Source organism: Pseudovibrio sp. WM33 (assembly GCF_001623165.1).
Taxonomy (GTDB): Bacteria; Pseudomonadota; Alphaproteobacteria; order Rhizobiales; family Stappiaceae; genus Pseudovibrio.
The window spans coordinates 130,955-147,148 of sequence record NZ_LMCK01000110.1; the positions used below are offsets into that span (position 1 = coordinate 130,955).

Genomic DNA, 16,194 nt, shown 5'->3' on the forward strand with positions numbered 1-16,194 from the left:
AGGGGTGCTTCTTTAAGGAGGTGAAAATCCCTGATGTGCCCTGCTCTCCATCTGTGGGATGTGGCGCTCTTCCGGCTTGTAATTGGCGGAAAACAAAGGCATTAGAGCTGTAAATGTCATTGGCTGGAGTCTCAATGACCATAAGCGGACTGGATGGATCTTTGACAAAGCATGTTGCAATCATCGGAGCAGGCCCTGCCGGGCTGTTTGCTGCTCAACATCTGGCAGAAGCCGGAGTGCGTGTGAGCCTCTTTGATCAACGCCCGTCTCCTGCCCGCAAGTTTTTGATGGCTGGGCTTGGTGGTCTCAATCTAACCCACAGTGAGGATCTGGAGGTTTTTCTGAGCCGCTACCGTCCTGCACATGCGCAACTGTTGCAGTCAGTGCGGGATTTTCCTCCTTCTGCTTTGCGGGAATGGAGCGCAGGGTTGGGGCAGCCGACGTTTGAAGGTTCCAGCGGCAAGGTGTTTCCTAAAAGCTTCAAAGCCTCTCCGCTGTTGCGTAACTGGTTGAAATTGCTTGATCAGCAAGGCGTAACATTGCATGCGAATACCCGATGGCACGGATTTGATGAAGCCGGAAGTTTGCTACTTCAAAAAGGCGATGAGCCCATTGAAGCGCAGGCGTTTGACGCTGTTTTGCTAGCACTTGGTGGCGGTTCCTGGGCGAAGCTTGGCTCTGATGGCGCGTGGGTTTCGACTTTGCGTGACAAGCAGATTGATGTGAACGCGCTGCTCCCTGCCAATTGCGGGTTTGAGATTGCGTTTTCGGATCACTTCAAGGACCGCCACAAAGGTACTCCCCTGAAGAAGATAGCTGTCTCCCACGGAGATCGCCGTGTTGTTGGTGATGCCATGCTGGATGCCAGTGGGATTGAAGGCGGCGTGATCTATGCGCTCTCAGCTGATCTGCGGGATACAATCCTTGCAACAGGGACGGCACAGATTGAGATTGACCTGAAGCCGGATGTCTCTGCTAACAAGCTCGCGGCCAAGCTGGCGCGGCCACGTGGTAAGCAATCCATGAGCAACTTCCTGCGCAAAGCAACCGGTCTGCCCGCTGCCGCCATCGCTTTGATGCGGGAAGTAGGACCACTGCCGATTGAGGCTGATGAACTGGCGGCGTGTATCAAGGCATTGCCGTTGCAGCTGACAGCGCCACGGCCTCTTGACCGGGCGATCTCCAGCGCGGGCGGCATTTCGTTTGACGAAATCGACGAGCACTACATGCTCACCAAACTGCCGGGTGTGTTTGTGGCGGGCGAGATGTTGGACTGGGAAGCGCCAACGGGTGGCTATCTTCTGCAGGCGGTGTTTGCGACAGGTCGCTCTGCTGCGCATGGCATCAAAGCGTACTTTCAGGCTTGACGGGTTTGGAACTGGCGCCTGTAGGCTGTTGGTGTGGTGCCATATTTGCTTCTGAAGTGATGCCGCAAGGTTGCTGCTGAGCCAAACCCGCAAAGGTGGGAAAGGTTCTCCATGTCCATCGCCTCTTCCGCTTCCAATAGGTGCTTGGCTGTTTCCAGTTGCTTGGTGCGCCGCCACTCTGCGGGTGCAAGTCCGGTTACCTTTGAGAATTTGCGGATGAAGGTGCGCTGGCTCATGCCCATCAGGTCTGCCATTTCTGGCACGGACATGGTGTAGGCACGTTTTTTCTCCAGTTCCTCAAAAAGTGCTGCGAAGCGTTTACTTTCCCGTTCCTCGGGTACAGGCTGTTCTGCAAACTGGGTTTGCGTTCCTTCCCTGAACGGAGGTGCAACCAGTCGTTTGGCAACGCTGTTGGCGATCTGTGAGCCGTAATCCTGCCGGATGATGTGAAGCGCAAGGTCAATGCCTGCTGCGCTGCCTGCGGAGGTGAATACCCTGTCGGATTCGGAATAGAGCCGGTCTTCTTCTACGTTGATGGACGGGAACCCGGTTTGCAGCGCTTCTGCATAGCGCCAGTGCGTCGTGGCTGTGCGGCCATTGAGCAGGCCAGAGCGCGCCAGTACGAAAGCACCGGAGCAGATGGAGGCAACACGAGCTCCGCGATTGTAGGCCTTACACAGTGCCTCAATCAGGTCCTCCGGCACCGGGGTATCAATGCCACGCCAGCCGGGGATGAGGATGATGTCGGCGTGCTCCAGCGCATCCAGCTGCTTTTCCGCTTTGATCTCCAGACCACCTGCAGCACGGATAGGGCCGTCCTCGATGGCGACCGTCTCATACCTGTACCAGTTCGCGCCGAGCTCTGGTCTTGGCAGGCCGAACAGCTCGTAGGCCTGACCAAACTCAAAGGTACACAAACCGTCATAGATGAGCGTTACAACAAGCGGGCCTTTTGGGCTGCGGGGTGTGGTTTGGGGCATCGGAAAAATCAACTCGAAAGAGATTGGCGTATTTTTTACGAATATAGTCATTTGAGCCAGTTTTTCGCAACCGGGAAATTCTCCAGATTACGTGGGCAGGCGAAATTCCTGTCATCACGCAAGGCTGTTTGCGGAGGCATCTCTCCTGCAAACTGCTTTAAAATAAGTGTTTTTGGTGCTCCTCTCCCTAATCAGGAGCATCCTCGCAGATTTGGAGAAATACATGTCCTCACGCACGCTCGAATATTCGCCAGCTGACCCAAAGCTGGCACTCTCGCATTTCCGTTCAATCCTGCAGTTCGAAACAGACTGTTCTGACGTTCAGGCAGATCTGGCAGATGGCACTGTAGAATTCGTATTGATTGATGTTCGCGGTGCAGCCCGCTTTGCGAAAGGACACGTGGATGGTGCGATCTGTCTTCACCACCGGGATCTGACGGAAGAGAACCTTGCCAAGTGGCCGATGGACACCGTGTTTGTGGTCTATTGCGCTGGGCCGCATTGCAACGGGGCAGACAAGGCCGCCTATAACCTCTCCCGGCTGGGACGTTCCGTGAAGATTATGTTGGGAGGTATGACCGGCTGGATCGACGAAGGCTTTGAGCTGATTGCGTCACCAGCTGAAGAAGTTGCTTAAGCCGAGCACCCACTCATAAAAAAGGCACCGAGGTGGGAGGATACCTCGGTGCCAAACAAAGCAGGCATAAAAAGGCCGATTGGGAGGGGGAGGTACGGCCTTTAAAATCGTCGGGGCAAGACAACCTGCCTTGAAACAAGGAAGACCCACCAAGCAATGGAAACGGGTCACCCTTCAGTTGTCCGCATAGTGATATGCAGATAATCCCTTTTCAGGACTTATTGTTATTTTGGTAATACTGACTGCTACGCACTCAGTACTTAATGACGCCCTGTTAAACCAGTGTTCTTATTGCTATTGAAGGTATCAGGATCTTGTTATCATCAGGTTTTCAGAGATGGTGAACAAACACTTATCTGACACACCTGCAGAGAGACGCGGCCTAACGGCTAATTGAGGTGTAAACAGGGCGAAATACGGCTTTTCCATGGCGTATAGCCGTCAGCTTGTCGCAGTGAAAGCAGGAGTAGTCACAACGACTTACAGTAAGTCGCAAGAATCATCTCTTTAAACTGAAACTGCAAAGAGTAATTGCAAATATTGGGCTGATGCCTTGATCACCAAAATCGATTTTTTGATATAAAATTCTGAACAGCTGAAATTTATTTTCCGGATAAGCAAATACAAGTGATCCGTTCAAATCTTAACAATTTGGATCAATCTGGAATCATTGACTCCTTCCTGAATACATGCGTCAACTATATTTACGTTGTTTGAGGGCAGGCTTGCGAAGTCTTTTGAGACGGTGTTTGCGTTTACGGAGGCCCCTGGGCAACGTGGGAGGGGTTTCATTATGCATAAATTACTTAGGGCCGCGGCGGTTAGCCTAGCGGCCAGCGCGTTTGCGCTTTTTGTTTCATCAAATATTTCCTCTGCGGCAGAGCCGATCAAGATTGCCCACGTCTATGGTAAAACCGGTCCTTTTGAGGCCTATGCCAAGCAATCTCATGTGGGCTTGATGATGGGGCTGGAGTATGCCACCGGCGGGACCATGGAGATTGATGGCCGCAAAATTGAGGTCATCGAAAAAGACAGCCAGCTCAAGCCGGATATTGGACGTGCCATGCTGGCCGAGGCTTACGGCGATGATGAGGTTGATCTGGCAATTGGGCCGGTCTCCTCTGGTGTTGCGTTGGCGATGCTCTCGATAGCCGAGGAATACGAGAAGCTGCTGATCGTGGAGCCTGCCGTTGCTGACAGCATCACAGGCGCCAACTTCAACCGCTACATCTTCCGCACGTCACGGAACTCCTCTCAGGATGCGATTGCGAATGCTGTTGCCCTTGGGCAGGACGGAGCGTCTATTGCCACGCTGGCGCAGGATTATGCGTTTGGGCGTGATGGTGTGGCTGCTTTCCGCAATGCAATTGAAAAGACCAATGCCAAGCTGGTGTTTGAGGAGTACGCACCGACGGACACCAAGGATTTCACTGCAAGTGCCCAGCGCATCTTTGAGGCTCTGAAGGGGCAGGAAGGACGCAAGTTCCTGTTTGTGATCTGGGCTGGTGGCGGAAACCCGCTGGCGAAGATCAACGCGATGAACCCTGAACGCCATGGGATTGAGATCGCAACGGGTGGCAACATTTTGGCGGCTCTGAAAGCCTATAAGGCCATGCCGGGTATGGAAGGCGCGACCTACTATTACTACGAGATCCCTCAGAACCCAGTGAATGACTGGCTGGTGAAAGAACATGAGGCTCGTTACAGCTCGCCGCCTGATTTCTTTACGGCGGGTGGTATGGCGGCAGGCATCGCTGCTGTCGAGGCGATCCGTAAAGCTGGCTCCACGGATACGGAAGAGCTGATCACCGCGATGGAAGGCATGGAGTTTGAAGGTCCGAAGGGGCTGATGAAATTCCGCGCTGAGGATCATCAGGCATTGCAGTCCATGTATCACTTCAAGATCCGTGTGGATCCAGAGGTTGAATGGGGCATTCCTGAACTGGTGCGTGAACTCAAGATTGAGGACATGGATATCCCAGTTCAGAACCAGTAGGTCCCCGTTTTACATAGCTCAGAGAGGGAGCGGGCCACTCGCTCTCCTTAAATCGCAAAAGATAACGCTCTGGAACCGTGAGGGGTTTCTGCAGGATTGCTGACCTCATCCTCAGTTGCAGATTGTCCCGCTTACGGAATATCAGAGCCTCAAAGAGCGAAGTACAAGACCATGGACATTCTCTTAAAGCTGTTTTTGCCGCTTTCGCTGGCGTTCATCATGTTTTCTCTCGGTATCTCCCTCACACTGCAGGACTTTAAACGCGTGGTGCAGATGCCGCGTGCGTTTAGCATTGGCATGCTGGGGCAGTTGCTTTTGTTGCCCGTTGTTGCCTTTCTCATTTTACAAGTGGTGGAGCTGGAGCCGGCCATGGCGTTTGGCGTGATGCTGCTTGCCTTCGCCCCGGGTGGTGTCACCTCCAACATGCTGACACGGTTCAGCGGCGGTTCTGTCGCGCTGGCGGTGTCGCTCACCGCCGTGACCAGTGTGCTGTGCGTGTTGACGGTGCCGGTTTTTGCAGCGGCATCCGCAAACTACTTTCTTGGTGCAGCCATGCCCAAGATTGATGTGACATCTATTGGCATTTCCATGGCACTGATTACGGCTGTTCCCGTTGCGATTGGGGTTCTCGTAAATCATATGGCGCCATCGTTTACCGCGGCGATCTCCAAAGTGGTGTCGCTGTTGGCCTCCGTGCTGTTTGTGGTGATCGTGCTTGGGGCCATTGCCACTAATTGGTCTGTGCTGACGGCCAATATTCTGGAACTGGGGCCAGTCCTTATTTTGCTGAATGTTGTGATGCTGCTGGTTGGGTATGGCGGCGCCAAGCTTATGAAACTCTCGCATCCTGACAGTGTTGCGATTGCTATGGAGGTGGGCGTCCAAAATGCCACGCTTGGGATCACCGTTGGGGCTTTGATCGCAATGAACGGCGAAGCATTGCCGCCATACAGTCTGGCCTCCGGTATTTACGGCATCACCATGTATGGCTGTGCCTTCCTCTTCATCCTCTGGGCACGGCGGAAAGCGCGGGCAAATCCGAGCCTTCGCGCCCAAAATGAACTCTCATAAAGGGCAGGTCTTTGGAATTACAGAAAGACGAAAAGCCGGTTCTGAGTACGCATGATCTGACCATTCGTTTTGGTGGGCATGTGGCCGTTGATGCAGTGTCCTGTGATTTTCATCGCGGGACACTGACTGCCATTGTGGGGCCGAATGGTGCTGGCAAGACCACTTACTTCAACCTGATTTCCGGCCAGTTAGCCGCCAGTGCTGGTCATGTCTGGTTTAATGGCGAAGACATCACGCGCCTTTCAATTGCCGACAGGACCCTGCGGGGCATCGGGCGGGCGTTTCAGATGACCAATCTGTTTCCCGGCCTGAGCGTTCGGGAGAATGCACGGCTGGCGGTGCAGGCTCATCAGCGGATGGGCATGGATTTGTTTTCTATGGCGGACAGCCATGTGGAGCTGATCCAACGCGCAGAGCACATTCTGGCAGAGGTGCATTTGCTGGATAAGGCCGAGCAGAGCACATCCGAGCTGTCACATGGAGATCAGCGCAAGCTGGAGGTAGCTCTGATGATTGCCATTGGTCCGCAAGTGCTGATGTTTGATGAGCCGACAGCAGGCATGAGCGTTGATGAGGTGCCGGTTGTGCTGGACCTGATCCGTGAGTTGAAGCAGGACAAGGACCGCACAATTTTGCTGGTTGAGCACAAGATGGATGTGATCCGCTCACTGGCTGACCGGATTATTGTGCTGCACAACGGAGAGCTGGTGGCAGATGGGGATCCTACTGAAGTGATCGCCTCTCCGGTGGTTCAGCAGGCTTATCTAGGTGTTGCACCTGAAGAGAAAACAGAGGGTGCGCATGTCTGATGCTCTTCTCAGTCTAAACAGCGTTCACACGCATATTGGCCCCTACCACATTTTGCAGGGGGTTGATCTGGAAGTTCCACGCGGTGGTGTCACGGTTCTGCTAGGGCGGAATGGCGCTGGCAAGACCACGACGCTGCGGACCATCATGGGGCTGTGGCAGGCCTCAAAAGGGACGATCCAGTTTGATGGAACAGAGATCCAGAAAGAGACCACACCTGCCATTGCCCAGCGCGAGATTGCTTTTGTGCCGGAGGATATGGGCATCTTCACCGATTTGACCGTGCATGAAAACATGCTTCTAGCCGCACGGAACAGTGCGATTGATGAGGAACGGCTGGGATGGATTTTTGGCCTGTTCCCTCCCCTCAAAACATTTTGGCAGAGTGCTGCGGGTAATCTTTCCGGCGGGCAAAAGCAGATGCTGGCGGTGGCTCGCGCAATCATTGAGCCCAGAAAGTTGATCCTGATTGATGAGCCGACCAAGGGGCTGGCTCCTGCAATCATCAACGCCATGATTGCAGCCCTGAAAGAACTGAAAGAGATGCAGACCACGATTTTACTGGTGGAGCAGAACTTTTCCATGGCGCGCGCAGTGGGAGACACCGTTGCCGTGATGGATGACGGGCGGATTGTTTATTCCGGCGCCATGGCAGAGCTGGCAGCTGATGCCGAATTGCAGGAGAGGCTGATGGGACTTTCACTGGAGGCACACCAATGAGTGACAGCCTGATTAAACCGCGCATCGAGCGCCCTTCTCTCTCTCAGACTATCGAGGCAAAGGCACCGCTGCTGCTTGTGCCTGTGCTGATGGTGATCGGCTTGCTCGCGATTGGTTCCGGCTCCACCTGGTTGACGCTGACGGCGGCGGGGCTGGCGATGGGGATGATGATTTTCATCATGGCGTCTGGCCTTACTGTAATCTTCGGCCTGATGGACGTGATCAACTTCGGGCATGGGGCGTTTATTTCGCTTGGAGCCTTTGCAGGGTTTACCATTTTGGGCCTGCTGGGTGGGTGGATTGAGAGCCCCAGCATTGCGCTTAATCTGAGCGCTGTTCTGCTTGCTGTGGCGTTTGCCATGCTGGTGACGGGTCTTGCGGGCTATGGCTTTGAGCGGCTGATTGTTAAGCCGGTGTACGGGCAACACCTGAAGCAGATCCTCGTGACCATGGGCGGGCTGGTTGTGACGCAGCAGCTGATCTATGTGATCTGGGGCCCGGATGAGATTGTGCTGGCGCGGCCTGCTGCGTTTCAGGGTTCTTTTGTGGTGCTGGGCGCTGCCATTGAGAAATACCGTGTGTTGGCCATTGTAATCGGGCTGGCATTGTTTGTTGCCATGCGGCTGGTTTTGAACCGGACACACATTGGGCTGCTGGTGCGGGCTGGGGTTCAAAATGGCGAAATGGTGGAAGCTCTGGGGTATCCGATAGAGAAGCTGTTTCTGGCAGTGTTCATGGTGGGCTGTGCTTTGGCGGGACTCGGCGGTGTGATGTGGGGCATGTATCAGGAAACCATTACGGCTCATATGGGGGCTGAGGTGATGATCTCCGTCTTCATAGTGGTGATCATCGGCGGGCTTGGCTCCATTGAGGGCTGTTTCATCGGCGCGATGCTGGTGGGTTTGCTGACCAACTACACCGGCTTCCTGATCCCCAAACTGGCGTTGGTTTCAACGATCCTGCTGATGGGGGCTGTGCTGATGTGGCGACCTCAGGGGCTCTACCCCGTCGTCAAAGCGCATTGAGGAGTTTATCAGATGATTGTGAAACTCCTTTCTGGTGACCGTCCACGCAGCAAAATGCTCAGTGCTGTCCTGCTGCTCATTCTGGTTGGGTTGCTGTTTGCGCCATTTCTGTTTCCCGGTACGCGTTCGTTAGATACCGCTGCTCGCATTTGCATCTTCATTGTGCTGGTGGCCAGTTATGATTTACTGCTGGGGTATACGGGCGTGGTGTCGTTCGCGCACACCATGTTCTTTGGCATCGGGGCTTATGGGACGGCCATTGCACTGGTGAACATGGGCGCCTCTTACAGTGCGATTGCACTTGGCACTGTGTGTGGTGCGCTGGTGGCCGGGGCCTTTGCGTTTGTGATTGCGCTATTCTCACTACGGGTCAAAGCAATCTTTTTTGCCATGATGACACTGGCTGTGGCGAGTGCGTTTCTGGTGCTGGTCTCGCAACTTTCCGGCTTCACTGGTGGCGAGGACGGGCTGAGCTATCGCAATCCGCAGGAGATGACGCCTGCGTTCAAGTTGGTGAAGGAGAAGGTGCTCGGAGTTCGCCTCAATGGCAAGCTGATCACGTACTATGTGGTCTTCTTCAGCAGCCTGTGTCTGTTCCTTGTTTTGCTGCGGATCGTGAACTCTCCGTTCGGCCGTGTTCTGCAAGCTATCCGAGAGAATGCATTCCGTGCGGAAGCGATTGGCTACAAGGTGGTGCGATATCGCAGTGTGGCGACAATTCTGTCTGCTGTAATGGCAGCGCTCGCAGGTTCGCTGATGGCCCTCTGGCTGCGCTACACTGGACCAGCGACAACACTCTCTATGGATATAATGGTGGACATTCTGTTGATGGTTGTTATTGGCGGAATGGGGAGCATGTACGGCGCCGTTATCGGGGCTGTCCTGTTCCTTCTCACCCAGTCCTATTTGCAGAACCTCTTGGGCCTCCTTCAGGAATCGCTGGGTAGTCTGCCTATAGTGTCAGAGGTGGTTTCACCGGAACGCTGGCTGCTTTGGTTGGGAATGTTATTTATCTGCAGTATTTACTGGTTCCCTAAGGGCATCGTAGGCCGTTTAAGAGGAACATAATGCCTCAATTGGGCTCTTTTTTTAAATTGCACCTTGTGGATTTCTTAAGGAGCAACTACATCGGTAGGGACGAGCAAGCTAAGAGATTTGCTTATCCCGTAGTATTAGAGGGGCGACATATGACCCGCCTCCCTATATGAACCATTAGGACTGATTTCTTTTAGAAAGAATGAGAGCTCAGACCTTATGACTGCGGGCTGTTATTAGAGACACGGCTGGCAATGTTGCGGTGCATGTATCGGAACAATGTCCTTTTCTGCCTTTGATTACATTGCTCGTCACGACTGACCCGCCTTAACCAGGCGAGTTGACTTTTTTGGCTTAAAGGACGTTTCCATGCGACAAGACGGTACCCTCAAATTCTTCAACCACGACAAAGGCTACGGCTTCGTTACTCCAGCTGACGGTTCCAAAGACATCTTTGTTCATATCACAGCTTTCGAACGCTCTGGCATCGCAGTTCCTGCTGAAGGTGCAGCGATCACTTTTGTTGCTGAAGAAGATCGTCGTGGCCGCGGTTTGCAGGCTTCCCAGATTGAGCTTGCTTAATCTGTACGATTTGCGAGGCTCCAGAGTTTGTTTCAGCGCAAGCTGAATGAACTTTGTGACCGCCACATAATTGGCCTGATGCGCGCCGGCAATTGCCAGGCGCCGTCAGGCCTTTTATTTTTTACATCAGACCAGCCGTCTCCTTGTTCTGATCAGAGCTTGCCTAATGCTCTCTCTCCCCCATCTTTCAGCTGAGAACTTCTTAAAAGAGCCGCAATCACGGCTATTTTATCTGGTTCAACGAACATCGTTGTTTTCACTTCATAAATTTCGTGGTTCACATGACGACTTGGCCTCGCAAAGTTGCCACTGATGGCCTATACTGACAAAAGTCGCAGATCTGCGCTTATAAGAACAACTTTTTTCTCTGCGACCTCTCGCAGAATTGGGCAAGGGACTCATTGTGAAGGGCACGACCAAAGCCAGCAGAACGCAGCATCGCATTCTTGAAGCGGCCATCGACTATGTGCAAGCACAAGGCGGTGGGCAGTTTTCGTTGGATGCAATCGCCAAGCATGCAGGTGTTTCCAAAGGTGGGCTGCTCTATAACTTCCCAAGCAAACAAGCTCTCATCCGCTCCATGGTTCAATACCATGTAGATGGCACGCGCGATAACATTGCCACAGAAGAGCAGAAGCTTGCTGATGATCCCTATCGTCATAAACTTATGCGGGCATTCCTGAAGGGGCTTTGCAGCAAGATTAAAGAAGACAACAAGGCAGCCTCCGGTATGCTGGCCGCCATTGCAGACGACCCGAGCCTGCTTGACCCCGTCCGCGTCTTCCATAAAGACATGTACGCGCGCATTCAGGACGAGTCTGAAGACCCAGAGCTGGCAACCCTTGTCTATCTGGCTGTTGAAGGCATTCACAGCAACGGGATGTTTCAGGTTCTTGATGAGGACCAGCTGAATGTGGAAGAGCAACTCGAGCGCATGTTCGAGATACTCAAGTAAAGCTCTCTCTGACTTGATTTCTTCTCAGCCCTGACTGCTGAAATATATCGCCAGACCCACCTGCCCTCTGCTAGCATTAATACCTACGTATTTTATGAATTAGCGGAGACGGGCAGATGAAACGCCGTGACTTTCTGAAAACAGCAATGGCAACTGGTGCTGCGGGCGGCGCTTCTGTCCTTGCTGCGCCAGCACTTGCAAACGCCACATTGAACCTGAAACTCGTCGGCTCTTTCCCAAAGGGCTTCCCGGGCGTGGGCACCTCAGCTGAACAGCTGGGCAAACGCATCGAGGCGCTTTCTGACGGCAAGATTTCCATCAAGTATTTTGGCGGCGGCGAGCTGGTTCCTCCGTTCGAAACATTCTCTGCCGTTTCCTCTGGCACTGCTGATATCGGTCACAACGCGCCTTATTATCAGGTGGGCAAGATCCGCTCGACCATGTACTTCACCACTCTCCCGTTTGGCCTGGATGCGACCGAGCTTTCCGGCTGGTTGCGTCATGGCGGCGGACAGGCTCTTTGGGACGAAGCGTATGCACCGCATGGTGTGAAACCATTTTATGTGGGTAGCTCGGGCGCTCAGGCAGGCGGCTGGTTCAAGAAGCCAATCAAGTCTCTGGATGATCTTGTCGGGCTGAAGATGCGTATTGCCGGCCTTGGCGGCGACATTCTGCGCAAAGTGGGTGCGACCACTGTTGTCACACCTCCGCCAGAAATCTACCCTGCTCTGCAGTCCGGCGTGGTTGATGCGGCTGAGTTTGTTGGCCCGTGGAACGATCTCGCTCTCGGCCTTTACAAGATTGCGCCGTACTACCACTTGCCGGCGTTCCATGAGCCGGGTCCGGGTCTGGAAATGATCGTAAACCAGAACACCTATGGGAACCTGAGCCCTTGGCTGAAGGAAGTTCTGGCGCAGGCGGCGACAGCACAGGCTGAAGAGAGCACGGCGGAATTTCGCTATAACAACACCATCGCTCTTTCCACACTGGTGGAACGCGGTGCCATTCTCTCCTCCTTCCCACCGGATGTGATTGAAGCGATTGGCGCGGCTGCCCGCGAAGTGATTGCGGCCTATCCTGCTGGCGATGCAATGAGCGAGAAAATCCACGGTTCCTACATGGACTACGTGAAAGCTTGTTCTCTGTACGGTGCGCGCATGGAGGGACAGCTTTATCAGGACCGTGCGCAGGTGTGGTCTACGTAAGCATCACTTGATCGAGATCTTGGAATGGGGAGTTTTGCTTCTCATTCCATAGGCTGCTTAAACGAATCATCAAAAGCTCACTAATTATCGTCGATGCTCTTGTACTCGCTGAAAACTCAAGTATATTTCCGAAATAATAATTAATTGCAATCTACACATATACTTAGGAACTAAGTATTTTACCTAATTATATTACTTAGGTGAGAATAAGTAGGCAGTTAGTACAAATCCAAGCCACAGAATAAACGCTCTATAAAGAATTACTGACTCAATTTATGCGTGTAATCACGAAACAGTGAAACGGGCAGCAGTGCCCCGCTCAAAATTGGAACTCGAGTTTCCCCTTCAGGTGCTCTTATGCGTCGTATTCTTTTAAAGTATCGTATCATCGCGATATTCATGCTTGCGTTTGTGCCCATGCTCTATTTTGCTGGCTCACAAATCACCACCGCCTATAACAAAAAGGTGGAAGCATCCTCTATTGGTCAGGTTGCAGAGTTTGTTCCTGTATTGAGTGCTGTTGTTCACGAACTGCAAAAAGAGCGTGGCCGCTCTGCCGGATATCTTGGCGCTAAGGGCAAAGCCTTTGCTGAGGGCCTTGCTGACCAGCACAAGCTGACTGACAGCAAAATCCGTATCTACAAGACTGCGCTCACCAAAATTGACCTGATGTCCATTGATAGAGGCCTTGCGGCCCAGGTGGACGTGGTGAACAGCCGTCTGGCAAGCATTGACCGTATCCGCAACAACGTCAAAAGCCTGAACACAACCGTTGGCGAAACTGTTGCTTACTACAGCGGCACCATTAACGACGCCTTCAAGTTTTTGCCAAGCACCGTTGCCGTGAGCCGCGATGCCAGCCTTGTTCGCCAGCTAAGCATGTATGAAGAAGTGCTGCTTGGAAAAGAAAACGCAGGCATTGAGCGCGCAATTGGTGCAAACGGCTTTAGTGCTCAGGAGTTCAATCCAACTATCTATCACCGTTTTGTACGCCTGAGCGCCAGCCAGGACACGCATTTCAAGACCGCCCGCTCTTTGATGACCGGTCCCCAGGTGAAGTTTCTGGAAAAGATCTTCAACCGTCCAATCATGAGCCGGGTCGATGCTGCGCGTAAGCTTGGATATTCTGCTGCCTTTGGCGGCGACATCTCCTCAGTTTCCGGCACCGACTGGTTTGATATGGCAACAGAACGTATCGACTCGCTGAAGGATTTTGAAGACTACCTTGCTGACGAACTGGTGATGCATGCACAAAAGCTGACTGCCAACGCTCAGTGGGAATTCATGCTCGCGCTGATCATCTCTGCCCTCGTGACTGTCCTCGGTATTGGCGCGGCTTACACGATCATTCGCAGTGTATCTATTCCGGTAACAGCCCTGCTTAGCGATGCTCGCAAACTGGCTGAAGGCGACACCACTGTGACGTTCGCTGGTGCGACTGGCGTTGATGAAGTTGGCCAAGTGGCGAACGCTGTTATGTCTTTCCGCGATACAGTTGCTGAGCAGAAGCGTCTGCAGAGCCTTTCTGAGAAAGAACATGAGCAAGAACGCGACCGCCAGATGCACGTGGATCAATTGATCAGTGTGTTTAATGATCAGGTCTCCAGTGTTCTTGACCGGGTTGATGACAACACCGGCAAGATGCAGCAAACTGCGGACTCTCTGACACACATAGCGACAACAACATCTGATCGTGCCAACAGCGCTGCTGGTTCCTCTGAGCAGGCTTCGCAAAACGTTCAGACCGTAGCTTCTGCTGCTGAAGAGCTCTCTGCGTCCATCGAAGAAATTGGCCGTCAGATCTCCCAGACCAAGCAGACCGTTGATGATGCAACCAGTGTTGCAACTGCCACCAACGATCATGTAGCGGATCTGGATGTTGCGGCCCAGAAGATTGGCGAGGTGGTCAACCTCATTCGTGACATCGCCGAGCAAACCAACCTGCTGGCTCTGAACGCAACCATTGAAGCAGCACGTGCTGGCGAGATGGGTAAGGGCTTTGCGGTTGTTGCATCCGAGGTGAAGGAACTGGCAACCCAGACTTCCAAGGCGACAGAAGAGATTTCCTCTCAGATCTCCGGTATTCAGGGTTCTACGAAGGAAGCTGTGACCGCCATTGAGCAGATTGCTGGCACAATGCATCAGGTGAATGAATACACCAGCTCTATTGCCACTGCGATTGCTCAGCAGAATGCGGCGACGTCCTCCATCAGCCAGAACATTCAGCAGGCTGCGCAGGGCACTCAGGATGTGGCAGACAGCATGAGCGTTGTGACGAGCTCGGTTCAGGAAACCAACCACTCTGCCAATGACGTGCTTGAGGCTTCTTCTTCTGTTTCCAAACAGGCAACGGAGCTGCGCCAGACCATTTCCAACTTCCTGAGAGATGTTGTTGCGGCTTAAGCGTTAAACATTGCTGAAATGCATTGAGGAGGGCTCAGGCCCTCCTCTTTTATTTGATCCCGAGTTGACCTTGGCTGGAAAGCCCATATAAGAGCGCCATGCAAAACATTGACGTTCTTATAATAGGTGCAGGCGCTGCCGGCCTGATGTGTGCCATTGAGGCTGGAAAACGCGGACGCTCTGTGCTGGTGATTGACCATGCCAAGCGCCCAGCGGACAAGATCCGCATCTCCGGTGGCGGGCGGTGCAATTTCACCAATCTGCACGCATCTCCTGCAAACTTTCTTTCTCAGAACCCACGTTTTGCTGTTTCCGCTTTGAAACGCTTTACCCAGCAAGATTTTATTGCGTTGGTGGATAAGCACCGCATCAACTGGCATGAAAAGACACTGGGCCAACTGTTTTGCGATGACAGTGCGCAGCAGATCATCGACATGCTGCTCGAACTATGCCAGCAATCCGGCGTTCGCATTCAGCTGGGCACCGGTGTCACTTCTCTCACCAAGCCTGATGATCGCTTCACCGTTGGCACCTCCAGAGACACTGTGCGAGCGCAATCAGTGGTTGTGGCTTGTGGCGGACCTTCCATTCCTAAGATGGGTGCTACTGGCTTTGGTTACGAGATTGCCAAGCAATTTGATCTGCCGCTCGTCACCCCTCGTGCTGCTCTTGTGCCATTCGTCTTTGATGATGCGATGCGGGAGCGGACCAAACATCTGGCAGGCGTTTCAGTGGATGCTGTTGTGTCTTTCAAGAAGACCAGTTTCCGCGAAGGATTGCTCTTCACCCATCGCGGCCTTTCCGGGCCATCCATTCTGCAGATTTCCTCTTACTGGGAAGAAGGCAAAGACATTCACGTCAACTTGCTTCCAGACACAAATGTTTTTGAGGCCTTGAAATCTGCTAAGCAAAGCCAGCCAAAGCAGGACATTAAGACTGCCGTGGCAAGTTTGCTACCTAAAAAGCTGGCCATGCATATTGCCGAGGAGCATAAGCTGAGCGGACGGTTAGCCGACACCTCCGACAAAGTGCTGCGCAAAGCTGCTCTGGCAATCAACGAGTGGACCCTCAAGCCCGTCGGCACCGAAGGCTACCGCACCGCTGAGGTCACCTTAGGCGGTGTAAGCACAAAGGCCCTCTCCTCCAAAACAATGGAAACCAGCTCCGTCCCCGGCCTCTTCTTCATCGGCGAAGTCGTCGACGTCACCGGCCATCTCGGCGGCTTCAACTTCCAATGGGCCTGGTCTTCCGGCCATGCGGCGGGGCAGTTTGTTTAGTTGTGACGGCATAATAAAGTTTGTAATGTCGCATCACATACACTTTGCTGCACATGCGAAAAGCTCTCCCAAAATTTAATCTATCTTGGCAACGACGGGCCAATAGCATGCGTAATCGGGCTCGTCCTTCATGA

At 53.2% G+C, this 16,194-nt stretch carries 14 protein-coding genes; 13 read left to right on the forward strand and 1 reads right to left on the reverse strand.

Translation table 11 applies throughout. The features are described 5' to 3' along the window. Window positions 1-134 precede the first annotated feature (134 nt). Entirely contained in the window at window positions 135-1,367 is a 1,233-nt protein-coding gene (locus tag PsWM33_RS20020) for a TIGR03862 family flavoprotein (RefSeq protein WP_063301417.1), read from the forward strand. Here the strand turns inward: PsWM33_RS20020 and ftrA are convergent. Continuing rightward, window positions 1,358-2,347, reverse strand: a complete 990-nt coding sequence (gene ftrA / locus PsWM33_RS20025; protein WP_063301416.1) for a transcriptional regulator FtrA — start codon at window positions 2,345-2,347, stop codon at window positions 1,358-1,360. The genes PsWM33_RS20020 and ftrA overlap by 10 nt on opposite strands. A gap of 223 nt (window positions 2,348-2,570) precedes the next feature. On the opposite strand from ftrA, the gene PsWM33_RS20030 reads away from it, so the two are divergent. From PsWM33_RS20030 to PsWM33_RS20085, 12 genes are all read left to right on the forward strand, one after another. Further along, on the forward strand, window positions 2,571-2,984 hold the full coding sequence (locus PsWM33_RS20030; RefSeq protein ID WP_063301399.1) for a rhodanese-like domain-containing protein: 414 nt from the start codon (window positions 2,571-2,573) through the stop codon (window positions 2,982-2,984). A 793-nt stretch (window positions 2,985-3,777) separates the two neighbouring features. Continuing rightward, complete coding sequence (locus tag PsWM33_RS20035) at window positions 3,778-4,980, forward strand: substrate-binding domain-containing protein (protein ID WP_063301400.1); 1,203 nt, start codon at window positions 3,778-3,780, stop codon at window positions 4,978-4,980. Window positions 4,981-5,151: 171 nt separating this feature from the next. After that, the gene (locus PsWM33_RS20040) at window positions 5,152-6,051 is read left to right on the forward strand and encodes a bile acid:sodium symporter family protein (protein WP_063286862.1); all 900 of its coding nucleotides are present in this window, start codon (window positions 5,152-5,154) and stop codon (window positions 6,049-6,051) included. An 11-nt stretch (window positions 6,052-6,062) separates the two neighbouring features. Continuing rightward, on the forward strand, window positions 6,063-6,860 hold the full coding sequence (locus PsWM33_RS20045) for an ABC transporter ATP-binding protein (protein ID WP_063301401.1): 798 nt from the start codon (window positions 6,063-6,065) through the stop codon (window positions 6,858-6,860). Further along, the gene (locus PsWM33_RS20050; protein ID WP_063301402.1) at window positions 6,853-7,578 is read left to right on the forward strand and encodes an ABC transporter ATP-binding protein; all 726 of its coding nucleotides are present in this window, start codon (window positions 6,853-6,855) and stop codon (window positions 7,576-7,578) included. Before PsWM33_RS20045 ends, PsWM33_RS20050 begins: the two co-directional genes overlap by 8 nt. Continuing rightward, window positions 7,575-8,603, forward strand: coding sequence for a branched-chain amino acid ABC transporter permease (locus PsWM33_RS20055; protein ID WP_063301403.1), 1,029 nt, complete (start codon window positions 7,575-7,577; stop codon window positions 8,601-8,603). Before PsWM33_RS20050 ends, PsWM33_RS20055 begins: the two co-directional genes overlap by 4 nt. A gap of 12 nt (window positions 8,604-8,615) precedes the next feature. Next, a complete protein-coding gene (locus PsWM33_RS20060) occupies window positions 8,616-9,671 on the forward strand; it encodes a branched-chain amino acid ABC transporter permease (RefSeq protein WP_063301404.1) in 1,056 nt (351 codons plus the stop codon). Window positions 9,672-10,007: 336 nt separating this feature from the next. Continuing rightward, entirely contained in the window at window positions 10,008-10,220 is a 213-nt protein-coding gene (locus tag PsWM33_RS20065; RefSeq protein ID WP_057461006.1) for a cold-shock protein, read from the forward strand. A gap of 403 nt (window positions 10,221-10,623) precedes the next feature. Beyond that, window positions 10,624-11,175: a TetR/AcrR family transcriptional regulator gene (locus PsWM33_RS20070; RefSeq protein WP_057461017.1), complete on the forward strand. Its 552-nt coding sequence runs from the start codon at window positions 10,624-10,626 to the stop codon at window positions 11,173-11,175. A gap of 116 nt (window positions 11,176-11,291) precedes the next feature. Beyond that, on the forward strand, window positions 11,292-12,380 hold the full coding sequence (locus PsWM33_RS20075; protein ID WP_063301405.1) for a TRAP transporter substrate-binding protein: 1,089 nt from the start codon (window positions 11,292-11,294) through the stop codon (window positions 12,378-12,380). A 357-nt stretch (window positions 12,381-12,737) separates the two neighbouring features. Then, the gene (locus PsWM33_RS20080) at window positions 12,738-14,783 is read left to right on the forward strand and encodes a methyl-accepting chemotaxis protein (protein ID WP_063301406.1); all 2,046 of its coding nucleotides are present in this window, start codon (window positions 12,738-12,740) and stop codon (window positions 14,781-14,783) included. Between the two features lie 98 nt (window positions 14,784-14,881). Next, complete coding sequence (locus PsWM33_RS20085) at window positions 14,882-16,060, forward strand: NAD(P)/FAD-dependent oxidoreductase (protein WP_063301407.1); 1,179 nt, start codon at window positions 14,882-14,884, stop codon at window positions 16,058-16,060. The last annotated feature ends 134 nt before the right edge of the window (window positions 16,061-16,194 follow it).